This is a genomic window from Sphingomonas sp. SP3 (assembly GCF_058514305.1).
This window is the reverse complement of record NZ_JBZSOE010000001.1, coordinates 579,364-598,858: the sequence shown is the minus strand read 5'-3', so window position 1 is coordinate 598,858 and position 19,495 is coordinate 579,364. Positions and strand designations below refer to the sequence as shown.

Annotated in this window: 25 protein-coding genes and 1 other RNA gene; 13 read left to right on the top strand and 13 right to left on the bottom strand. The window is 63.5% G+C overall.

The annotated features are described in order from the left end of the window. Positions 1–17: 17 nt before the first annotated feature. The 3 genes from rpoH to AC4K8G_RS03240 form a co-directional block, all read right to left on the bottom strand. Positions 18–926: an RNA polymerase sigma factor RpoH gene (gene rpoH, locus AC4K8G_RS03250; protein WP_491732740.1), complete on the bottom strand. Its 909-nt coding sequence runs from the start codon at positions 924–926 to the stop codon at positions 18–20. Positions 927–995: 69 nt separating this feature from the next. Next, positions 996–1,946, bottom strand: coding sequence for an RluA family pseudouridine synthase (locus AC4K8G_RS03245; protein WP_491732739.1), 951 nt, complete (start codon positions 1,944–1,946; stop codon positions 996–998). A 53-nt stretch (positions 1,947–1,999) separates the two neighbouring features. Further along, positions 2,000–3,280 (bottom strand): serine hydrolase domain-containing protein, encoded by a 1,281-nt coding sequence (locus AC4K8G_RS03240; protein ID WP_491732738.1) that lies wholly within the window; start codon positions 3,278–3,280, stop codon positions 2,000–2,002. 97 nt (positions 3,281–3,377) lie between these two features. Here AC4K8G_RS03240 and AC4K8G_RS03235 point away from each other — a divergent pair, with 97 nt between their 5' ends. The 7 genes from AC4K8G_RS03235 (at position 3,378) to AC4K8G_RS03205 (ending at position 10,013) form a co-directional block, all read left to right on the top strand. Further along, entirely contained in the window at positions 3,378–4,019 is a 642-nt protein-coding gene (locus AC4K8G_RS03235; RefSeq protein WP_491732737.1) for a histidine phosphotransferase family protein, read from the top strand. An 85-nt stretch (positions 4,020–4,104) separates the two neighbouring features. Further along, complete coding sequence (locus AC4K8G_RS03230) at positions 4,105–6,441, top strand: chemotaxis protein CheA (RefSeq protein WP_491732736.1); 2,337 nt, start codon at positions 4,105–4,107, stop codon at positions 6,439–6,441. After that, positions 6,438–6,878 (top strand): chemotaxis protein CheW, encoded by a 441-nt coding sequence (locus AC4K8G_RS03225; protein WP_491732735.1) that lies wholly within the window; start codon positions 6,438–6,440, stop codon positions 6,876–6,878. Before AC4K8G_RS03230 ends, AC4K8G_RS03225 begins: the two co-directional genes overlap by 4 nt. Positions 6,879–6,933: 55 nt before the next feature. Further along, positions 6,934–7,299, top strand: a complete 366-nt coding sequence (locus AC4K8G_RS03220) for a response regulator (protein ID WP_491732734.1) — start codon at positions 6,934–6,936, stop codon at positions 7,297–7,299. A gap of 95 nt (positions 7,300–7,394) precedes the next feature. Then, positions 7,395–8,426, top strand: a complete 1,032-nt coding sequence (gene cheB / locus AC4K8G_RS03215; protein ID WP_491732733.1) for a chemotaxis-specific protein-glutamate methyltransferase CheB — start codon at positions 7,395–7,397, stop codon at positions 8,424–8,426. Beyond that, entirely contained in the window at positions 8,417–9,292 is an 876-nt protein-coding gene (locus AC4K8G_RS03210; RefSeq protein WP_491732732.1) for a CheR family methyltransferase, read from the top strand. The genes cheB and AC4K8G_RS03210 overlap by 10 nt, the downstream gene beginning before the upstream one ends. A gap of 40 nt (positions 9,293–9,332) precedes the next feature. Further along, on the top strand, positions 9,333–10,013 hold the full coding sequence (locus tag AC4K8G_RS03205) for an N-acetylmuramoyl-L-alanine amidase (protein WP_491734400.1): 681 nt from the start codon (positions 9,333–9,335) through the stop codon (positions 10,011–10,013). Positions 10,014–10,064: 51 nt separating this feature from the next. On the opposite strand, the gene AC4K8G_RS03200 is transcribed toward AC4K8G_RS03205, so the two are convergent. Then, positions 10,065–11,198 carry a serine hydrolase domain-containing protein gene (locus AC4K8G_RS03200; protein WP_491732731.1) on the bottom strand — a complete coding sequence of 378 codons (1,134 nt, stop codon included), beginning with the start codon at positions 11,196–11,198 and terminating at the stop codon, positions 10,065–10,067. A gap of 123 nt (positions 11,199–11,321) precedes the next feature. Between AC4K8G_RS03200 and rnpB the strand changes: the two genes are divergently transcribed. Beyond that, an RNA gene (gene rnpB / locus AC4K8G_RS03195) (RNase P RNA component class A) lies at positions 11,322–11,710 on the top strand. Between the two features lie 50 nt (positions 11,711–11,760). Next, on the top strand, positions 11,761–12,300 hold the full coding sequence (locus tag AC4K8G_RS03190; protein WP_491732730.1) for a J domain-containing protein: 540 nt from the start codon (positions 11,761–11,763) through the stop codon (positions 12,298–12,300). A 7-nt stretch (positions 12,301–12,307) separates the two neighbouring features. Here the strand turns inward: AC4K8G_RS03190 and AC4K8G_RS03185 are convergent, their stop codons facing one another. The 7 genes from AC4K8G_RS03185 to pspA all read right to left on the bottom strand — a co-directional run bounded on the left by AC4K8G_RS03185 (position 12,308) and on the right by pspA (position 15,278). Then, positions 12,308–12,721, bottom strand: a complete 414-nt coding sequence (locus AC4K8G_RS03185; RefSeq protein ID WP_491732729.1) for a hypothetical protein — start codon at positions 12,719–12,721, stop codon at positions 12,308–12,310. Between the two features lie 83 nt (positions 12,722–12,804). After that, complete coding sequence (locus tag AC4K8G_RS03180; protein ID WP_491732728.1) at positions 12,805–13,224, bottom strand: SufE family protein; 420 nt, start codon at positions 13,222–13,224, stop codon at positions 12,805–12,807. An 18-nt stretch (positions 13,225–13,242) separates the two neighbouring features. After that, entirely contained in the window at positions 13,243–13,500 is a 258-nt protein-coding gene (locus AC4K8G_RS03175) for a hypothetical protein (protein ID WP_491732727.1), read from the bottom strand. A 49-nt stretch (positions 13,501–13,549) separates the two neighbouring features. Then, positions 13,550–13,786, bottom strand: a complete 237-nt coding sequence (locus AC4K8G_RS03170; protein WP_491734399.1) for a hypothetical protein — start codon at positions 13,784–13,786, stop codon at positions 13,550–13,552. Between the two features lie 59 nt (positions 13,787–13,845). Continuing rightward, positions 13,846–14,325 carry an envelope stress response membrane protein PspC gene (gene pspC, locus AC4K8G_RS03165; protein ID WP_491732726.1) on the bottom strand — a complete coding sequence of 160 codons (480 nt, stop codon included), beginning with the start codon at positions 14,323–14,325 and terminating at the stop codon, positions 13,846–13,848. Beyond that, a complete protein-coding gene (gene pspB, locus AC4K8G_RS03160; RefSeq protein ID WP_491732725.1) occupies positions 14,325–14,606 on the bottom strand; it encodes an envelope stress response membrane protein PspB in 282 nt (93 codons plus the stop codon). Before pspB ends, pspC begins: the two co-directional genes overlap by 1 nt. Positions 14,607–14,609: 3 nt before the next feature. After that, the gene (pspA, locus tag AC4K8G_RS03155) at positions 14,610–15,278 is read right to left on the bottom strand and encodes a phage shock protein PspA (protein WP_491732724.1); all 669 of its coding nucleotides are present in this window, start codon (positions 15,276–15,278) and stop codon (positions 14,610–14,612) included. Positions 15,279–15,463: 185 nt separating this feature from the next. Here pspA and pspF point away from each other — a divergent pair, with 185 nt between their 5' ends. Both pspF and AC4K8G_RS03145 read left to right on the top strand, forming a co-directional pair. After that, entirely contained in the window at positions 15,464–16,498 is a 1,035-nt protein-coding gene (pspF, locus tag AC4K8G_RS03150) for a phage shock protein operon transcriptional activator (protein WP_491732723.1), read from the top strand. 83 nt (positions 16,499–16,581) lie between these two features. Further along, positions 16,582–17,130 (top strand): tetratricopeptide repeat protein, encoded by a 549-nt coding sequence (locus tag AC4K8G_RS03145; RefSeq protein ID WP_491732722.1) that lies wholly within the window; start codon positions 16,582–16,584, stop codon positions 17,128–17,130. A 15-nt stretch (positions 17,131–17,145) separates the two neighbouring features. Here the strand turns inward: AC4K8G_RS03145 and AC4K8G_RS03140 are convergent, their stop codons facing one another. After that, complete coding sequence (locus AC4K8G_RS03140; protein WP_491732721.1) at positions 17,146–17,739, bottom strand: urate hydroxylase PuuD; 594 nt, start codon at positions 17,737–17,739, stop codon at positions 17,146–17,148. Positions 17,740–17,867: 128 nt separating this feature from the next. Between AC4K8G_RS03140 and AC4K8G_RS03135 the strand changes: the two genes are divergently transcribed. Both AC4K8G_RS03135 and AC4K8G_RS03130 read left to right on the top strand, forming a co-directional pair. Beyond that, positions 17,868–18,521 carry a superoxide dismutase gene (locus AC4K8G_RS03135; RefSeq protein ID WP_491732720.1) on the top strand — a complete coding sequence of 218 codons (654 nt, stop codon included), beginning with the start codon at positions 17,868–17,870 and terminating at the stop codon, positions 18,519–18,521. A gap of 64 nt (positions 18,522–18,585) precedes the next feature. After that, entirely contained in the window at positions 18,586–19,074 is a 489-nt protein-coding gene (locus tag AC4K8G_RS03130; RefSeq protein WP_491732719.1) for a hypothetical protein, read from the top strand. Here AC4K8G_RS03130 and AC4K8G_RS03125 read toward each other — a convergent pair. After that, positions 19,071–19,469, bottom strand: coding sequence for a hypothetical protein (locus AC4K8G_RS03125; protein WP_491732718.1), 399 nt, complete (start codon positions 19,467–19,469; stop codon positions 19,071–19,073). The two genes, AC4K8G_RS03130 and AC4K8G_RS03125, sit on opposite strands and share 4 nt — an antisense overlap. Between the last annotated feature and the right edge of the window lie 26 nt (positions 19,470–19,495).

Here is a 19,495-nt window from a genome sequence, read left to right as displayed (position 1 = left end):
GCCGCGAGGCGACGCGGTTAAGCGGCGGGCAGAAGCCGTCGCTCGCCGGCCAGCCGCAGCAGCGCCGCCTGGAGCTTTTCGAACGCGCGCACCTCGATCTGCCGGATGCGCTCGCGGCTGACGCCGTAGACCTGGCTCAGCTCCTCGAGCGTCTTCGGCTCGTCCGCGAGGCGGCGTTCCATCAGGATATGCTTCTCGCGGTCGTTGAGGCTTTCCAGCGCGGTCACGAGAAGATCGTGGCGGACCTGGCTTTCCTCGTCCTCGGCGATCAGCTCGTCCTGGAGCGGGCCGTTATCTACGAGGAAGTCCTGCCACTGACCTTCGCCGCCTTCGTCGCCCTTCAATGGCGCGTTGAGCGACGTGTCGCCGCCCATGCCCATGCGGCGGTTCATCGAGACGACTTCTTCCTCGGTCACCCCGAGATCGGTGGCGATCTTGGCGACGTCCGCGGGCTTCAGGTCGCCTTCTTCGAACGCGTCGATCTGGTTCTTCATCCGGCGAAGGTTGAAGAACAATTTCTTCTGCGCCGCAGTCGTGCCCATTTTGACCAGGCTCCACGAGCGCAGGATGAATTCCTGGATGGAGGCGCGAATCCACCACATCGCATAGGTCGCGACGCGGAAGCCGCGATCGGGCTCGAACTTCTTCACGCCCTGCATCAGGCCGATATTGCCTTCGCTGATAAGCTCGCTGACCGGCAGGCCGTAGCCGCGGTAGCCCATCGCGATTTTCGCGACGAGACGGAGGTGCGAATTGACCAGCTTTGCGGCGGCTTCGGTGTCGCCATGCTCGCGCCAGCGCTTGGCGAGCATATATTCTTCCTCAGGGCTGAGGATCGGGAATTTCTTGATCTCCGCGAGATAGCGGTTGAGTCCGGCCTCCCCACCGGACGAGGGGATTGAGACGATCCCTTTACCATTGGCCATGTTAGTCGTCTTTCTCCCTTTTAAGGGGCGGCTCAATACAGGCTAAGGGCCGCCCTACCTTGTTAAACTTCATACACCAAGCGCGTTGAACAGTTGCTGCATGTCGGCTGGCATGGGGCTGGAGAACGACAGCCTGCTCTTGGTGACCGGATGGGTGAACCCAAGTTCAGTCGCGTGCAGGGCCTGGCGGTGAAAGCCAAGCTCCTTCAACAGCTTGCCGTGCGTCTTTCCCGACCGTCCATAGACCGGGTCGCCGACCAGCGGATGGCCGATTGAGGCCATATGCACCCGGACCTGGTGCGTTCGCCCGGTCTCGAGGCGGCATTCGACCAGTGCCGCATCCCTTAATGCGTCGAGACGGCGCCAGTGGGTTACAGCGCGCTTGCCGCGACCTCCTCCTACGATGGCGATCTTCTTGCGGTTTACCGCTGATCGCGCGAGCGGCGCGTCGACCACGCCGCCGCTCGTCTTCGGAACGCCAGTGACGATCGCGAGGTAGCGCCGGTCGATCGAATGCGCGGCGAACTGCTTGGCGAGGCCTTCGTGGGCGACGTCGGTCTTCGCGACCACCAGCAGCCCCGACGTGTCCTTGTCGATGCGGTGCACGATGCCGGGCCGCGCGACCCCGCCGATGCCTGACAGTTGCCCGGCGCAATGGTGGAGCAGCGCGTTGACCAGAGTGCCGTCGAAATTCCCCGCCGCCGGGTGGACAACCAGGCCCGCGGGCTTGTCGACGACCAGCAGATGCTCGTCTTCGAACACGATTGTCAGCGGAATATCCTGCGGCTCGTTATGGGCCTGCGTGGGTTCAGGCACCGCGACGATGAAATGCTCGTCGCCTTTGACCTTGGTTGCCGGATCGCGGAGCGCGGCCCCGCCACTCTCCACCGCGCCGGTGCGAATGAGGCTCTTCAACCGCTCCCGCGACAGCGTTGGAACCGCTGCCGCAAGCGCGCGATCAAGGCGCCACCCGGCATGGGCGGCGTCCAGGCGCACGTCGATCGTCTGATAACCCCCCATCTTCACTAGGATATATGGGATTCGGCCCGGCGCTCTTCAATGGGAGCGGCGGTTCAGTCTCCCTTGGGCCCGAGATAGTTCGCGCCATAGACAGCGGCGCGGATGTCGTGGTGAAGCGTCCCGTCCCACGGTTCCTTCTGGGTGAAGAACAGCACGATCATGTTGTTGGCGGGATCGATCCAGAACAGGGTCGACCAGGCGCCGTCCCACCAATATTCGCCGACCGTCCCGCGGTTTTCGGCCGCATCCAGGGGCTGGCCGGTGCGGACAAAGAAATCCATCCCGAACCCGCCATTGCCCTTGGTCGGCAACCAGGCGCGCTCCGCGATCTTGGGATCGAGCTGGTTGGTCGACATCAGCCTGACCGTCGAGGGCTTCAGGATGCGCACCCCGTCGAGCGAGCCGTGATTGAGCAGCATCCGCGTGAAGCGGAGGTAATCGTTCATTGTCGTTGCGATGCCGGCTCCGCCGCGGGTCAGCTTGCGGTCGCTGAAATTGAAGCGGCGGATGTCCTCGTCGCTCTTGCGCACAAGCGTGTTGCCCGGGGCCGCGCTGTAGGCCGCCGCAAGCCGCGAATATTGCGATTCCGGCTGCGTCCACGCGCTGTCCTTCATGCCGAGCGGCTCGAGCACATGTTCTCGGACGTAGGTCTCGAACGGCTGGCCGCTGAGCTTCTCCACCAGCCGCGCCTGCACGTCGACCGCCGGGCTGTAACGCCACTGCGTGCCGGGGTCGTAGGCGAGGGGTACCGTCACCAGCTTGCGGCTGAACTGATCGAGCGTGTTTGCTAGATTGAGCGGGTCGACCTCGGCGAAGATCTTCTCAGGCCCGCTATCGCCACCATCGGTCACGAAACCTGCTGTGTGCCGCATGATGTCTCGGACAACGATCGGGCGATCGGGCGCTCGGACGATCGGCTTCCCCGCAGCGTCCGTGCCCGCGAACACTTTCACGTCGGCATATTCAGGTAGGTATTTGGATAGCGGTTCGTCGAGCGAGAACTCGCCCTGCTCCCACAAGGTCATCAGCGCTACGCCGGTCACCGGCTTGGTCATCGACCAGACCTGCGTCAGCGTGTCGCGTGTGAAGGGCCGTTTCGCCTCTCGGTCGGCGTAACCTGCGGTGCCGAAATAGACTTCGCGCCCGTCCTTCCAGATGAGCACGGCAGCCCCGGCGACGCGCTGGCTCGCGACGAACTGGGCAAGTGTCCTGTCGATGCGCGATGGGACGAGGTGGAATTGGGTGTGTGCTTGCGAAGCTGCGGGCTTGGTCAGCGCCGGCTGCGTCGGCAGGGCCAGGACGAGAGTGGCGGCGAGCAGGATGCGTGACGTCAAGGCATCTTCCTTCAGCTCGGATGAGAGCGTTCACTCGTAACACAGCCGAAGGGCGCAACTTGCGCAAGGTTAAACTCCGTCCCATGAGTGGCCCGCGATGAACGCAGTCGATCTCGCCAGTTTGCTTTGCTCGCGGCTTTGCCACGACCTGATGTCGCCTGTCGGCGCGCTCAACAACGGCATTGAGCTGCTCGCGGACGAGCAAGACCCCGACATGCGCGATAAATGCCTGGAGCTGCTCGCTGACAGCGCGCGCGCATCGGCCAACAAGCTCAAATTCTTCCGCCTCGCCTTCGGAGCGGCCGGCGGATTTGGCGAAAGCGTGGACACGAAGGAAGCGGAGCTGGCGCTTGAGGGGGTGTTCGGAGCCGAGCGGCGAATCGAGCTCGGCTGGGCAGTCAGCGACGGCAAGCTGCCCAAGGGTGCGATCAAGCTGCTGCTGAACCTCGCACTGCTTGCGGGTGACGCCTTGGTTAGGGGCGGGCGCCTCGATGTCGGCGCCGAAACCCGCGACGGCCAGATTGAAATCGCGGTGCGCGGCGAAGGTCCGCGCATCCTGCTTGACCCGGTGCTGCGCGAAACACTGGCGAACGGCGCCAGCGGCGGGACGGTCGAGCCCCGCGCAGCGGGCGCTTGGCTCGCCCACAGCCTTGCCGCCGAAGCCGGCGGCTCGATCCAGCTTTCGGACCCGTCGAGCGAAGTGCTGATGATCGGGGTTACCCTTCCCGCGCAGGCCTAAGCGCGGCCTCACAGGGATAACGCGGCGTTAACACCTCAGCGGCATAAGGCCTCCCGAACGCAGCGCTGAGGGGCCTCACGAGCCGATGGACGATCTGATTGCAGATTTCGTAGCCGAATGCCGCGAAATGCTCGAAGCCCTGGGCGGGGAAATCGTCGCCTGGGAAGCCGAGCCCGACGACCGCGCACGGCTCGACAGCATTTTCCGCTTTGTCCACACGGTGAAGGGCAATTGCGGCTTCTTCGAATTTCCGCGCCTCGAGGCGCTGAGCCATGCCGCCGAAGATGCGCTGGCAGACGTTCGGGCCGGCCGCCGCGTGCCTGACGGCGCGTTGGTCAGCGCCGTGCTCGCGATCATCGACCGCATCGGTGAGATGGTCGCTGCGATCGAAGCTGGCGAAGACATGCCCGCGGGCGACGACAGCGCACTGATCGAAGCACTCGCACCCGGCGCTGAAGGCGCTGCTGCGCCGGTCGTGACCACTGTTGCCGAAGGTGGCGGGAAGGCCTCAGCCGCGCCGCGCACGATCCGCCTTTCCGTGGAACTCCTCGACCGCGTGATGAGCACCGTTTCCGACATGGTGCTGGCGAGGAACGAGCTTGCCCGCCGCCTGCGCGAATCCGCCAGCGACGTGCCGGTCGATGGCGCGTTCGAGCGCTTGTCTTCGATCATCGCCGAAATGCGCGATGCTATCACCCGCACGCGCATGCAGCGGATCGAGAATTTGTTCGTCGGCCTGCCGCGCATGGTGCGCGACCTCTCAGCCGAGCTCGGTAAGCAGGTCTTGGTCGATATCGAGGGCGGCGACGTCGAGCTCGATCGCGAAATGATCGAGATGATCCGCGATCCGCTGACCCACATCATCCGCAACTCGGTCGATCACGGCATCGAAAGCCCTGCGGACCGCCTGAAGGGCGGCAAGCGCGAGATCGGCATCCTGTCGGTATCCGCGCGCCAGTCCGGCAACCAAATCCTGATCGACATTCACGACGACGGGCGCGGCATCGACGGCAAGAGGCTGGTCGAAAAAGCGATCAGCGCCGGAATCGTCGAAAAAGGCGACGCTGCGCAGCTTTCACCCCGCGAGCAGCTCGCCCTGATCTTCGAGGCCGGCCTGTCGACCGCGAAGGAAGTCACGTCGATCTCCGGCCGCGGCGTCGGCATGGACGTCGTGCGCTCGAACATCGAGCGGATAGGCGGCATCGTCGAGGTCGACAGCAAGCTTGGCGAAGGCACTCGCATGACCCTGCGCGTGCCGCTTACCCTGACCATCATTCCAGCGCTGACCGTGTCGATTTCGGGGCAGCATTTTGCGATCCCGCGCTCGGCGATCGAGGAGATCGTGCGCGCCAATGGCGAAAGCGTCACGCTCGAGCACCTCGGCGGCGCCGGCGTTGCCACCATCCGCGGGCGCCGCGTCCCTGAGGTCTCGCTTGCCGGGATTCTTGGCCTCGAAAGCCAGGTCGATGCGCAGGAGCAAACCCTGATCGTGCTACGGCCGTCGGGCGGCGACGTTTACGCGCTCTCGGTCGATCGCATTCACGATCACGAAGAACTGGTGGTGAAGCCTGCCGCGCCGGCGGTGATGGCGACCGGTCTCTATGCCGGCACCACGCTCGCGGACGACGGCAGTCCGATCCTGCTGTTCGACCCGGCCGGGCTGGCCCAGGTCGGCGGCGTCAAGCTCGAAGCGCAGGAGCGTTCCGCGCGGATCGCGCAAGGCCAGACCGAAGTCGTGTCGAAGGCCACCGCTGTCCTGTTGTTCCGCGGCCTCGATGGCGGCCGCCGCGCGCTTCGCCTCGCGGTCGTCGACCGCATCGAGGAAGTGCCGGTCAGCGCGGTCAAGTCCGCCGCCGGCCAGCTTCGCGTGCAGGTGGGTGAGGCGATCCTGCCGCTGGCAGGCGCGTCTTCCGAAGCGCTGGGCGACGGCAATATCCGCCTGTTCCGCTTGAACGACGGGCAGCACGAGATGGGCTATGCCTTCGCCGAAGTCGTCGACTTCGCGACGATCGACAATGAAGTCATCCACGCCGAGCGGCCGGGCGAGGTCAGCGGTGTCTCGCTGATCAACGGTGAGCCGGCCGAGCTGGTCGATGCGCACTGGCTGTTCGCCAATCACGTCGGCGCCGCGGCGCGCGTGACCGAGCAACTGGTCTGCCGCCTGCCTTCGGATGATCCGTGGATGCAGAACATGCTGCGTCCGATCGTCGAAGCCGCGGGCTATCGCGTGATCGGTGAGGAAGAAGAGGGCGACGCCGACCTGGTTATCGCGGCGCAGGGCGAAGAGACCGACGCTGCCAACGCCATTTACCTCCGCACCGAGCCGGAGCCGAAGAACAAGAAGGACGACAGTATCTACCGGTACGACCGTGCGGGGCTTCTGATGGCCCTGAAGTCGGCCGGGGGAGGGAAGGGCAAGTGAACGAGCTTCTGCTGGTCGTGACGATCGCCGGGGAGCGCGTTGCGCTTCCATCCGCTGCCGTCGAATCGGTTGTGGAACTGGACACGTTGATCCCGGTCCCGCGTGCGGCCGGCCATGTCGCGGGCCTGTCGGCGCTGCGCAGCCGCGTGCTGACGGTGATCGACTGCATGCGCTCGCTCGAGCTTGGCGACACCGATTGCTCCGACGGCATTCGCGAAGCGGCGGTCGTCGAGCTGGACGGCCACCATTACGCGCTGATTGTCGACCTGGTCGAAGATGTGGTCGAAAGCCTGTCCGAGCCGGTCCCGGTGCGCGCTGCAATGGGCCCTGGCTGGGAGCGGGTGTCGGTCGGGATGGTCGAGACCGAGGCCGGGCCTTTGCTGCTGGTCGACGTCGCCGCGCTGATCGCCGGCAGCGAAACCAAGGCAGCAGCTTAAGCCCTTGGTTACCCTTCGCGTTTAAGAACAACCTCGAATTAGCGGGATGCCGAGAATGAAGAGCTGTTTGATCGTCGATGACTCCAAGGTGATCCGCAAGGTTGCGCGGCACATCCTCGAGACGCTCGAGTTCGAGGTCGAGGAAGCCGGTGACGGCCAGGAAGCGCTGTCGCGCTGCGAATCGAAGATGCCGGACGTCGTCCTGCTCGACTGGAACATGCCCGTGATGAGCGGCATGGAGTTCCTGCGCCTGCTTCGCCAGCGCGGCCATTCGGACCAGCCCAAGGTCGTGTTCTGCACCACCGAGAACGACATGGCGCACATTCGTGCCGCGCTGGATGCCGGCGCTGACGAATATGTGATGAAGCCGTTCGACCGCGAGACGCTTCACATCAAGCTTCAGCTCGTCGGCGTCGCGTAAGGTTCGCTGCCGTGGAGCGGGCGCTCGCCAGATCGCGGGACCGCTTTCCGGATCCCCATAGCAATTCGCGCGGGTCCCGACGCCGGATCCGCCTGATGATCGTCGACGATTCGACGGTTGCCCGGGCAGTCTTGTCGCGCATGATCGAAAGCGACCCGGCGTTTGAGATTGCAGCCGTCGCCGGGACCGCCGAAGCGGCGGTCGAAGCGCTCGGTGAATGCCGCGTCGATATCGTCCTGCTCGACCTGGAAATGCCGGGTGCGGGCGGGCTTAAGCTCATTCCGCGGATTATCGCTGCGGCCGGCGGCGCCAAGGTCATGATCGTTTCCTCGCTTGCGGAAGAAGGCGCGGAAGCCACGGTCGCGGCGCTTGCGCTGGGCGCTGCGGACACATTGCCCAAGCCAGGCACCGGCCGCTTCAACGGCAAATTCTCCGAAGTCTTGCTGGGCAAGCTGAAGGCCCTCGGCTTTGCCAGCAACCCCGGCGTGGTCGAGCAGCCGGCCGGCGGCCGGCCGACCTTGCGCCCGGCGCCGACCGATCCGATCGACGTGCTTGCGATCGGCGCTTCGACGGGTGGCATCCACGCGCTCGGCCTGCTGTTCCAGACGCTGCCCAGGCGAATTGGTGTGCCGATCCTCGTCACGCAGCACTTGCCGATCCCCTTCATCAGCGTTTTCGCGCGGCAGCTTGGCGCCATCGCGCATCGCGAATGCCTGGTTGCCGAAGACGGCATGGAGTTGCGGCCCGATCGCATCATCCTTGCCCCCGGCGATGCCCATTTGACGCTCGAGCCGGCACGGAACGGCGCCATAGTGCGCCTTACCGGCGGACGCAGCCGCAGCGGCTGCATGCCCTCGGTCGATCCGATGCTTGCGTCGGTCGCCTCGATCTATGGTGCCGGAGCGCTTGGCGTAGTTCTCACCGGCATGGGCCGGGACGGGGTCGAAGGGGCCGCCCAACTGGTTGCCCGCGGCGGTTCGGTGCTCGCTCAGGACGAGGCCAGCTGTGCTGTGTGGGGCATGCCCCGCGCGGTGCTTGAAGCCGGCCTCGTCAGCGCGGTGCTGACCCCGCAGAATATCGCTCGCCGGGTCGCTTCACGCACCGAGGAGCCCGCGCCTTGCAAATAAGCGATAGCTCGAGCCGGATCCTTGCCGGGCTCCTGGAAGCGCGAACCGGCCAGCAGCTCACCTTGAGCCGCCGCTGGCGCATCGAAACGGCGCTGTCGGCGCTGATGCGCGAACGCGGAATCGCCACGCTGGACGAGCTGATTACAATCCTGGTGATGGGAAAGGAGCCGAGCTTGTCGCAAATGGTGGTCGAAGGCTTGCTCAACAACGAAACTTACTTCTTCCGCGACCGCTCGCCGTTCGACCTGCTTCAACGTTACGCGCTGCCGGAGCTCGCCACCCGGCGCGCCAAGAGCAAGCGCATCCGCATCTGGTCCGCCGGCTGCTCGACCGGGCAGGAAGTCTATTCGCTGGCGATGATGTTCGCGGAGGACCCTGACCAGTGGCGCGGCTGGACGATCGACATCCTCGGCACCGACGTTTCGACCGCGTGCATCGAGCGGGCCCGGCTTGGCGCCTACAGCCAGTTCGAGGTTCAGCGCGGCCTTGGCATCAACCAGATGATCAAATGGTTCGAAGAGACGCCGGAAGGATGGCGCGCCGTGGAAGCGATGCGCAAACCGGTTCGCTTCCAGGTTCACAACCTGCTCGAGCCGGCCCCGCATCCCGGTGGTTTTGACATCGTGCTCTGCCGCAACGTGCTGCTCTATCTCAGCGCCGACAAGAAGACGCTGGCCTTCGAGCGGCTCTCGGGCGCCATGGCCGAAGATGGCTGGCTCATGCTCGGGGCTGGCGAGACGGTGATCGGCCAGACGAGCCGGCTGGGCGCTGATATCAACGCCCGCGGCATGTATCGGCTGACGAACGATGCCAGCCGCATCGAAAAGCGTCACGGAGATCGACGCGCGGCAGCCGGCGGGGCTTGACCCCAACACCTGCTTCATGCGCCAATACCGGCGCATGGAGATGGATTTCATCGAACGGCCATCGCCAAACTTCGACGAGCGCTTGCTGCCCGTCTCGATGATCGTCCTCCACTATACCGGAATGCCCGATTGCGAGGGGGCGTTGTGCCGCCTGACTTCGCCCGAAGCCAAGGTCTCCGCCCATTATTGCGTCGACGAGGACGGCACCGTCTATCGCATGGTCGACGAGTCGAAGCGCGCCTGGCACGCCGGCAAATCGCGCTGGCGGGGCGTGGCCGACGTTAATTCGGCCAGCGTCGGGATCGAAATCGTCAATCCGGGGCATGAGTTCGGCTATCGGCCGTTCCCTGACGAGCAGATCGCGGCGCTCATTCCACTGGTCGCCGACATCAAAGAGCGGCACGGCATCGGTCGCGGCAACGTGGTCGGCCATTCCGACGTCGCGCCCGCGCGCAAGGACGACCCGGGTGAATTGTTTCCATGGTGGGAACTGGCCAAACGGCGGCTCGCCCTTCCAAGCCCGAGCCGCGACCTCATCGACCCGTTCTGGACCGACGCCGGCTTCCTGCTGGCGTTAGAGCGGTTCGGCTATGACGTGACCGACGAACAGAAGGCCGTCATCGCGTTCCAGCGGCGCTTTCGCCCCGACCTGATCGACGGGATCATCGACGGCGAATGCCGCGCCAAGTTGCTCGCTCTGTTGCTGCCAAGGCCGCAGTGACCTTTGGGTTGCTAATGGCAGCTTTCCACCCATTCCGGACATTCCGCAATTCTACCAATCCTTGATCGGATTCTTTCCCTTGGTGCCGGGAAGGTAAATTTCGGCGATTTTGCCGCTGATCTTCATCACATCGGTGTGGTGTGCGCCCAGATTGGTCAGGACAATGATCGTCAGTCCGTCACCCAAATATCGAGAGATGACGCCGCTGAACCCGGGACCTCCGTCAGTGTGGAAGACCACTCGTTGGCCGTTTGCTTTCGCGACGAACCAACCCATGCCTCCCGGGTAAGCAGAGCCATCATCCAACGGTACAGGCGTCCACAGTGTTTCGAGGCTTTGCCGCTTGAGGATCCGGTCCGGGTAGAGTGCCGCGTCCCACTTGGCCAAATCGAGTACACTCATCCACAGGCCACCAGCTGCGCCCGCTTTGATCGACTGTGACCACCAATTTGGCTCGTTCTTCAGCTCGCCGTCGACTTCGGTGTAGCCGCTCGAGCGGTTTGGAATAATGTTTGCAGAACTGAAAGGCCTTGCTGTCGTCATGCCCAGCGGTTGGAAAATGCGCTCGCGAAAGAAATCCCCATAGGGTTTGCCCGTCACGCGATGAATCAGAATCCCGAGCAAATCATAGCATGCGTTGCAGTAACTCCACTTGGTACCGGGCTGAAACTGGAGCTTCTGCGCCAAATAGGCGCTCGCGAGTTCTTGCTCCGTATATTCGCGGTGGAAGTCGATCACGCCAACGGCCCCGCTGGTCTCGGCCGTGCCGTCCGAAACATCGGGAATGCCTGAAGTGTGGCTCAGGAGGTGGCGTATCGTGACCGCCTTCATGGCAGGCGCTTCCGGGAAGTATTTCGTGATGCTGTCGTCGAGTCCGAGCTTACCCTCTTCAACCAGCAACATGGTGGCCGTGGCGACGAACTGCTTCGTTATCGAGCCGGCTTCGAAAATGGTTTCTGGAGAGACCGGCGTGCCGAGTTCGACGTTCGCTAGCCCGTAGCCTTTGTCTTTGATGATCTTCCCGTTGAGCACAACCGCAAGGGCGACTCCTGGAATCCGCTGCTCTTTCATCTGCTCGCGCACTGCCGCGTCGACTTCAGCCGATCGGTGTGAATCTGGGCGGCTGGCGGCCGCTAAATCCGGGGTCAAAAGCGCGACTATCAAAAGAAGCCCCTGACGCATCATTAGCCCCCGCGTTTCATCATGCGCCAGTCATAGCTACCTAGGCGGAAATGTCAGCTTTCAACCAAAGCTGACATTAGGCGCCCGGCTGGCAACAGCCGGCAACTTCCCCTATATCGCGCACCGCCAGAGGGCCGGGCGGCCGCGTCGGAGCTTGCTTCGCCGAGGAAAGTCCGGGCTCCATGGAACCACGGTGCCGGGTAACGCCCGGCGGGCTGTCTAGCTTCGGCGACGAGGGCTCAGGGATAGTGCCACAGAAAGAATTCCGCCTGCCTTCGGGCCGGTAAGGTCGAAAGGGTGCGGCAAGAGCGCACCGCGGAGCTGGCAACAGCGCCGGCACGGTAAACCCCACCGGGTGCAAGACCGAATAGGGATGCCATATGAGCCTGGTTCCGGCTCGGCGTCCGGGTTGGTTGCTTGAGAGGCGGGGCGACCCGTCTCCTAGAGGAATGGCCGCACAGTCACGCCCGAAAAGGCGCGATGGACAGAACCCGGCTTATAGGCCCTCTGGCACTTTTCTTCTCGCGGCTCGAAACTGCCGCAATCGCTAACTAGTTGGGACGGAATGGCTCGGTTCAAGAGATCGGATGACTGGGGTTTCCCGCGCTGGCGTTCCTATGGCGAAAAGGGCCGCAACGCGGCGCGCGTCCGCCTATGCGATCGCGAAGGCTGCAACGAAGCCGGGGACCGGCCCGCGCCCAAGGCGCCGAACAGCCCGGAACGCTGGTACTTCTGTGAAGCGCACGCGGCCGAGTACAACAAGAACTGGAACTACTTTGCCGGCTTAAGCCCTGAGGAGGCGGCGCGGCGCGCGGCCGATGAAGAGCAGGGCAACGCAGGCTTCCGCCAGTCGGCGCAGTGGAAATGGGGCGGTCCCGGCGACGGCACCCGCAGCCGCGACGAGATGAAGGCGCTGTCAGTCCTCGGGCTCGAAAGCGATGTCGAGTTCAAGGACGTCCGCGGCGCTTACCGCCGGCTCGCGAAGGAGCACCACCCCGACCTCAAGCAGGGTGACAAGGAGGCAGAGCAGCGCTTCCGCGAGATCCAGGCGGCCTATGACGTGCTGAAAAAGGCCGAGGAACGAAAGAACGGCAAGCCCGCCTAAGAACCGCTCAGGGGCGAGGTTTGGGCGACTTCCTTCTCTCGCCCGTACGCCGGTCGCTTCGCCTGCGGTCGGGCTGGGTGCCCGTCCCCGATCGGTCGCTCTTGCGACGGTCTTCCTCACGCCGGTCGCTCTTGCGTCGATCGCCGACGCGGCCGTCGGGACGCGGAAGGTGGCCAGCATCGAGACTGATTGAATCGGCAACAGGATCGTCGCGCAATCTCGTCTTGGCGGCCGCAATGATCAGCGGAAGGTTGGTCCTGACGAAATCGCAGCGATCCTTCTCGCTCATGCCAGTTGCACCGGCAAAGCCGACAAAGGCGCCGATCGCTTCCTGGCCGACGCAAATCGACCGCAACTTTCCGTTGATCCAGAGGTCGATCAGCGTGTCGGTCCCGCTCGACCGGATCGAATCATTTTCCATCGCGCTTCTCCCCGCGCAAAGCACTGGCGATGGGTTGATGCTGGCATAGGCCAAGCGCGCTTTCCAGCACGCTTTTGGGCACGTTAGGCCGCGGCGGCGTAACGCTCCGCTGTTTCTTTCACGAGCGCGATCATATTCGGCACGCCCTGGGTCCGGTTGGCACTGAGATGCTTGCCGAGCTCGAAGGGCGCCAGGCACTGCGTGACGTCCAGCTCCGCGACTTCGGCCGCCGGCTTGTCCTGGACCGCCGACAGGATCAGCGCGACGATCCCTTTAGTGATCGCGGCGTTGCTGTCGGCGAGGAAATGGAGCCGGCCATCCTTCGCGGTTGGATATACCCAGACGGACGCGGAGCAGCCGCGAACCTTTGTCGCGTCGGTCTTCAGCGCCTCGGGCATCGGCTCGAGCTGGCGGCCGAGGTCGATCAGCAGCCGATAGCGGTCCTCGGCATCGACCAGCTGATATTCCTCCAGGATTTCGTGGAGCGGGGGAAGGCCGGCCATGGCGTGCCGCCTAATCCTTTATCGGTCGCGGAGCGACTCGATTTCCTTGGCCAGGCTGTTCTCTTTCTCGACGGTGATCCGCTCGAGCACCTTGATCCGCTCCTTGAGCTCCTGAACGTCGCTGCGGAGGCGGTCAGTCTCGCGCGGGTCGCCGGCCTGCAGCTGCTGGTTGGCCCAGCGCCGATCCATGCCGGTGCGAATCCCCATGCGATGGGAAATGATCCGGAACGTGAAGACGATGACCAGGATGGCGATTACAAATTCAAGCGGGTTCACGTTCTTAATCCCCTAAGCGCTGCGGATGTCGTCGCGATCGACGTGTGATTCAAGCCGCCGTTTCGTCCCGGCTGATGGCCTTGGTTTGACCGATGGGTCTGCGAAGCGCCTCGATCTGCGCCGCCGTCTGGGCGCCGCCATCGGTCACAATCTGCTCCAGCACCCGCACGCGCCGCTCAAGCTCGGTGTTGCTGGCGGCATATTGCGCGGCCTTCTCCGCCGTCAGCCGGGCATCGACCTCGAGCTGCTTTTCACGAAGCGCGAAGAAACGCTTGGCGAGGTACATGATCAGGGACGCCATGCCGACGACGACGATCAGCAGGCTGAACACATCACCCGGTCCCATCAGGCTATCCCTCCTTTGTCGGCGCCGAGCGCGTCGATTTCGCGCGCGAGCGACCGGTTCTCGGTGGTCACGTAGCTTTCGATGTCGGCAAGCCGGCGATCGATGTCCTTCATCCGGGAGCTGATGTCGCGTGCTGCCCGTGCCGGCGACGCGCGGACGCCCTGCCAGAACTGCTGGTTCTCGCTATCTTCGCGATCGAGCCCGCGCGGCTTGGTCGGAGCGACCCAGCCAGCAATGAAATAGAAGGGGAGGACCGAGCCGCCGCTCATGAAGACGGCCGCGAGGAAGCAGATGCGAACGAGCGCGACGTCGAAGCCGGTGTAATCGGCGATTCCCGCGCAGACGCCCATGACCTTGCCGTGGCGCTTGTCGCGATAGAAGCGCGTCCGGCTCGCCGGCTGCCCGGAATAATAAGTCTGCTCGGGCGGATATTGCGGCTGGTTGGAGCGATGCTCCACCGGATAGCGGTCGTAGGCCATTACTTGCCGTCCGCGAGCAGGCGCTGATTGCGAGAATCTCGGTCGCGGTCGGGCAGGCATTGCTGGCGCCAATTGGGGTTCTCGGCGGTCATGATGCGCTCGATTGTGCACAGCCGGTCATCCAGGCGGCGCGCCGCGTCGTGGAGCTCGTCGAGCAATTTTTCGTCGCCCGACGTCAGCGTCGCCGCGGTCTTCCACTTGGTGATGTAGTGAAAGATCAGCCACGGCAGGCCGATGAAGAGCGTGATGATCGCCATCAGCGGTATGATATTGTGGTCCATTCCTTACTTCCCCCTGGCCTTCAGCGCGGCCTTCATGGCTTCCAATTCCTTGTCGACCGATTCCGCGGCCTTCAGCTCAGCAATCTCTTCCTCGAGGCTCTTGGGGCCGGTCATCCCGAGCGCGTCGGCGCGGCCTTCCGCGAAGTCGGCACGCCGCTCGAGGATCTCGAACTTGGAGAACGCGTCCTCGGTCTTGTTGCCGTTGAGCAGCTCACGGGCGCGGGCGCGGGTTACAGCGCTTTCGAAGCGCGCGGCGATGGCGTTCTGGCGGGCGCGCGCCTCGCGCAGCTTGCCCTGCAGCTTGGCGATGTCGCCTTCATAGCCCTTGAGCGTGTCCTCGATGACCTTGATTTCCTCGCGCAGGCCTTCGCCCATGTCGGCGGCCTTCTGGCGTTCAAGCAGCGCCGCCTTGGCGAGGTCCTCACGATCCTTCGACAGCGCCAGTTCGGCCTTCTCGGTCCAGCTTGCCTGGAGCTCGTCAAGGCGGGAGAGGGCGCGGCGCATTTCCTTGCCGTCGGCGATGCAGCGCGCGGCCGACGCGCGAACGTCGACCAGCGTTTCCTCCATTTCGAGGATCACCATGCGGATCATCTTCGCCGGGTCTTCCGACCGGTCGAGCATCTCGGTGATGTTCGCCGCGAAAATATCCCGCGTTCGGGAAAAGATACTCATCCATTCACTCCGGTATTCAAAAAATCAGGCCTGTACCTGCTTTTAACTATACAAAAGTCGTGCCACATTGCAGGAAAGCTCAAGTTTCCGCAAAATACCTATTTTTCCGTGTGAAATCAGAGCGAAAATCCTTGCCAAATCGTGGGATTTAACACCAACAGTCGGTCACTTTTGAGTGGGTGGACGTGGAGCGCGCAGACCAATTCATCGGCCAGAGCCTGGCCTTCCTCGACGCGGTCGAACGCGCGAGCCGCGCCGCGCCCCTGAACCGGCCGGTGCTAGTGATCGGCGAGCGGGGCACGGGCAAGGAGCTCATTGCCGAGCGGCTTCACCACTTGTCGTCGCGTTGGGCTGGCCCGCTCATCGTCATGAATTGCGCGGCGCTGCCGGAGAATTTGATCGAAGCGGAATTGTTTGGCCATGAGGCGGGAAGCTTTACCGGCGCCGCCAAGACGCGCCACGGCCGTTTCGAGGAGGCTGACGGGGGCACCCTTTTCCTCGACGAGCTCGGCACCTTGTCGATGCCCGCGCAGGACCGGCTGCTGCGCGCCGTCGAATATGGCGAGATCACGCGGATCGGCGCCTCGAAGCCGATTTCCGTCGATGTCCGCATCGTTGCCGCGACCAATGAGAATCTCCCCGCGCAGGTCGACAAGGGCAGGTTCCGCGCCGACTTGCTCGACCGCCTGTCGTTCGAGGTGATCACCTTGCCGCCGCTGCGCTCGCGGCAGGGCGACGTACCGCTGCTCGCCGAGCATTTCGGGCGGCGGATGGCAGTTGAGCTCGATTGGTCGAATTGGCCCGGGTTCAGCCCGCGCGCGCTGGCCGAGCTGGAGGCTTATTCGTGGCCGGGCAACGTTCGCGAATTGCGCAACGCGGTCGAGCGCGCGGTCTATCGTCACGAGGACCCCGAGCGGCCGGTCGAAGATATCCAGTTCAATCCGTTTCACTCACCATGGGCCCCTACCGGTGAAGCGCCCGCGCCGATGGCGGACGCAGGTGGGGAACATGTCCGGCCTGCAGAGTCGGCGCCTTCGCCGCCCCCGGCGACCACCAACGATTTCCGATCCGCGGTTGCGGCGTACGAATGTGCGCTGTTGGAAGATGCGCTGCGCCGCAATCGCTTCAACCAACGTGCGACCGCGGCGGCGCTCGGCCTCAGCTATGACCAGCTGCGCCACGCGCTTAAGCGCCACAAGCTGCAGGATACTGCGGCCTAGGGCTGGTTTTCCGTTCGTCGAAACGGGGCTGAAACGGCCTCCCAACAAGCGTACAACGAACGCGCTTGACGGAAGGAGGCCATATGAAGAGCCTGTTTTTAGCCGCGGGCGTTGCAACGTTGGCGATCAGCGGATCGGCCAATGCCGCTGTCCGTTCGCTCGGCGGCCCGCTCTCTCAAAATTGCTACCAAGCTGCTTTGTCCCACGACGTTCGTTCGTTCGCGATCGAGGGCTGCACGCGCGCGATCAATGAAGAAGGGTTGCTCGATGCCGATCTTGCGGCGACCTATGTAAACCGCGGGATCGTGCAGATGACGGCTGGCCGTCTCACCTCGGCCGATGCGGATTTCGACCAGGCCCTGGCGATCAACGCGAACCTGTCGGATGCCTGGCTCAACAAGGGTTTCTTGCGCATTCGCGAAGGCAAGGGTCAGGAAGCGTTGCCGCTGGTCCAGAAGGGCATCGACAACGGTGCCCGTCGCGAGGCGCTGGCTTACTTTGCGCGGGGCGTCGCCCATGAGCAGGCGGGCGATTTCCGCTCGGCTTACAGCGACCTGACCAAGGCTCGCCAAATGGAGCCGAAATGGGCTTTGCCGAAGGAGTGGCTATCCCACTACCAGGTTGGACGCTGACGTGATGCCAACGCCCTAACGGGCGTTGGTCATCGCCAGCAGCATCGGGATCGACAGCAACACGTTCGTGCGTGAGGCGATCAGCGCGGCCTTCGCTGCGCTTGCCTTCGCCGCGTCGTCCGCCGCGACCAGACCCAGCACCTTCTTCTGCGCTGGCCAGATGATGAACCACACGTTGAAGGCCATGATCAGCGCCAGCCACATGCCGATGCCGATCAACCGGGCCTCAGGGCGCAGCTCCATCGCCTGCCGGAGCTCGCCATAGGACCAGGCCAGCAGCAGGCCGGTCAGGACCGTGAAAGCGGCTCCCCAGCGGAAGTAGAACAGCGCGGGTGGAGCGATATGCTTGGTGACCCCGGGCTTCAGCTCGGCGGGGATCCCCGGCATCGCCGGCGTCTGGACGAAGTTGAAATAGTAAAGAAGGCCGATCCACATCACCCCGAAGAAGACGTGAAGCCATTGCAGGATCGACATGATGGCACCGTTGGGTTCGCCGGCGTGAGCGCCCGGAGCAACCGAGTAACCCGAGTCCGGGAACACCGCGATCAGTGCCGCGACCGCCAGGCCGACAATCAGCACCAGGTTCAGATTTCCGAAGAATTTGGCCATTTGCTCCCCCTTCGTCGCAAACAATCGTTTCGTGGTCGTTTCTTGGGTTGAAAATCCGCCGCGCGCAAGCATCTCGGATGAAGGCGGGCGGGGGCTTGCGATCACAATGTTAAAGGAGTTGCCCCGACATGACCTTCCAGCTGCCAGACCTGCCCTACGCCAAGGATGCGCTTGCCCCGCACATGTCGGCCGAAACCTTGGAATTTCATCACGGCAAGCACCACCGGGCCTACGTCAACAAGACCAATGAGCTGATCGAGGGAGACTCAAGCCTTAGCGGCGCCTCACTGACAAAGGTCATTCGAGAAGCGAAGCGCGCCGGCAATGCGAAGCTGTTCAACAACAGCGCGCAGCTGTGGAACCACAGTTTCTTCTGGCAGTGCCTTGCGCCGGCGCAAGGACAGCAGCCCGAAGGCAAGCTCGCCAAGTTGATCGAGGACGGGTTCGGCAACGCCGAGAGCCTGCTTCAGAAGCTCCAGGAAGAAGCAGTCAATCATTTCGCCAGCGGCTGGGCCTGGCTCGTGCTCGACCGCGGCTCATTGCGGATCACCTCGCTGCACGACGCCGACACGCCGATCATCCACGAAGGCATGGTGCCGCTCTTCACGCTCGATGTGTGGGAGCACGCTTATTACATCGACTATCGCAACGAGCGGCCCAAGTTCGCGACGGCCGTGCTGTCGAACATCGTCAACTGGGATTTCGTCGCCGAGAACCTTGACGGTCAGGGGTTTGCCCGCGCGGATCAGGGCGAGGGCGCTCGCTCGCCGGAGCTGGCTTGAGCCCAAAGGCGAGCTGATGCCTGCTTTCGGTGGAAAGCTGCCATTCGTGCGCTAAGCTTGGGCGATGAAGTTCGGCACCCTAAAATCCGTCGGCCACAACATCGCTGACTCTCTGGCAAGCGGCATCGGGATGATGATCGGCGTCTATGAAATGGACGTCTTTGGCGAAGCAGCTTCCGAGCCAGAGGGCTTCATCGAAGTAGACTTTCTTACGGGTCAGACTTTTGGCTCATCACCATCATCCGAGCTTGCGCGAGCCATAGGGCTTTATGCCAACGCTCTTCCTGACCTTTGCAGGCGCCACGGCGTAGAGGTTTCGGATTTCAACCGACTGAACGCCCGCTTCTCCGGAAAGCCGAAGTTTGAACGGTTTAGCGTAACAGTGGAGGACCGCCACGGCAAACGCTCAACCGATGAATACGTGGGTGCGCCGGGTAAGCGGCCAAAGGTCTTAGACCACCTCGGACGGTGCGAGGCACCTAGCCCCATCTTAATGGCAGGAATAGGCCGAAGGCGGACGGCGGGATTGGGTGGAAAGCTGCCGTTAGGTTAGTACGTCGAACCGCGCGGGAATTGACTGCAAAGCGCACCCTCCTCGCATTTCACCGTTCGACAGCCGAACATGACGAGCTTGTGCAGCAGTCCTAGCTTTTGCGCCGCGTAGAGGTTTCTGGACATCTCGCACCCGAAGCCCATCATCTCGTTCGCGCAGGCCTTCGGGATATCCGCTACTGCATTCAGCCGGTGTTTCTCGGTCGGAGTGAGCGTGTCATAAAAGGCGCCGAGGAACTCATCATAGCCACCGCCGCCCATCAGTTCGACGTGGCGACTGGGGCAGTTCCGCGAGAGTTGGCGCTCCCAAGCCGTCCAAGCATTCGACGCAGAGCTAGCGCCCATCAGCAGCAGTGAGATTGGACCAACAAATATGCTGGTGACGCTCGCCATCATGCCACTCTAACGACCTTCGCGAATGG

What these genes read in the sequence shown, in the direction of transcription:
- pspA (WP_491732724.1), bottom strand. Translation starts at nt 15,278, where the DNA reads ATGAGTATCTTTTCCCGAACGCGGGATATTTTCGCGGCGAACATCACC.
- AC4K8G_RS03180 (WP_491732728.1), bottom strand. Translation starts at nt 13,224, where the DNA reads ATGGCCGGCCTTCCCCCGCTCCACGAAATCCTGGAGGAATATCAGCTG.
- AC4K8G_RS03200 (WP_491732731.1), bottom strand. Translation starts at nt 11,198, where the DNA reads ATGATGCGTCAGGGGCTTCTTTTGATAGTCGCGCTTTTGACCCCGGAT.
- AC4K8G_RS03125 (WP_491732718.1), bottom strand. Translation starts at nt 19,469, where the DNA reads ATGATGGCGAGCGTCACCAGCATATTTGTTGGTCCAATCTCACTGCTG.
- AC4K8G_RS03245 (WP_491732739.1), bottom strand. Translation starts at nt 1,946, where the DNA reads ATGGGGGGTTATCAGACGATCGACGTGCGCCTGGACGCCGCCCATGCC.
- AC4K8G_RS03130 (WP_491732719.1), top strand. Translation starts at nt 18,586, where the DNA reads ATGAAGTTCGGCACCCTAAAATCCGTCGGCCACAACATCGCTGACTCT.
- pspB (WP_491732725.1), bottom strand. Translation starts at nt 14,606, where the DNA reads ATGGACCACAATATCATACCGCTGATGGCGATCATCACGCTCTTCATC.
- AC4K8G_RS03205 (WP_491734400.1), top strand. Translation starts at nt 9,333, where the DNA reads ATGGATTTCATCGAACGGCCATCGCCAAACTTCGACGAGCGCTTGCTG.
- AC4K8G_RS03170 (WP_491734399.1), bottom strand. Translation starts at nt 13,786, where the DNA reads ATGTACCTCGCCAAGCGTTTCTTCGCGCTTCGTGAAAAGCAGCTCGAG.
- AC4K8G_RS03185 (WP_491732729.1), bottom strand. Translation starts at nt 12,721, where the DNA reads ATGGAAAATGATTCGATCCGGTCGAGCGGGACCGACACGCTGATCGAC.
- AC4K8G_RS03190 (WP_491732730.1), top strand. Translation starts at nt 11,761, where the DNA reads ATGGCTCGGTTCAAGAGATCGGATGACTGGGGTTTCCCGCGCTGGCGT.
- cheB (WP_491732733.1), top strand. Translation starts at nt 7,395, where the DNA reads ATGATCGTCGACGATTCGACGGTTGCCCGGGCAGTCTTGTCGCGCATG.
- pspC (WP_491732726.1), bottom strand. Translation starts at nt 14,325, where the DNA reads ATGGCCTACGACCGCTATCCGGTGGAGCATCGCTCCAACCAGCCGCAA.
- AC4K8G_RS03235 (WP_491732737.1), top strand. Translation starts at nt 3,378, where the DNA reads ATGAACGCAGTCGATCTCGCCAGTTTGCTTTGCTCGCGGCTTTGCCAC.
- AC4K8G_RS03145 (WP_491732722.1), top strand. Translation starts at nt 16,582, where the DNA reads ATGAAGAGCCTGTTTTTAGCCGCGGGCGTTGCAACGTTGGCGATCAGC.
- rpoH (WP_491732740.1), bottom strand. Translation starts at nt 926, where the DNA reads ATGGCCAATGGTAAAGGGATCGTCTCAATCCCCTCGTCCGGTGGGGAG.
- AC4K8G_RS03230 (WP_491732736.1), top strand. Translation starts at nt 4,105, where the DNA reads ATGGACGATCTGATTGCAGATTTCGTAGCCGAATGCCGCGAAATGCTC.
- AC4K8G_RS03135 (WP_491732720.1), top strand. Translation starts at nt 17,868, where the DNA reads ATGACCTTCCAGCTGCCAGACCTGCCCTACGCCAAGGATGCGCTTGCC.
- AC4K8G_RS03140 (WP_491732721.1), bottom strand. Translation starts at nt 17,739, where the DNA reads ATGGCCAAATTCTTCGGAAATCTGAACCTGGTGCTGATTGTCGGCCTG.
- AC4K8G_RS03220 (WP_491732734.1), top strand. Translation starts at nt 6,934, where the DNA reads ATGAAGAGCTGTTTGATCGTCGATGACTCCAAGGTGATCCGCAAGGTT.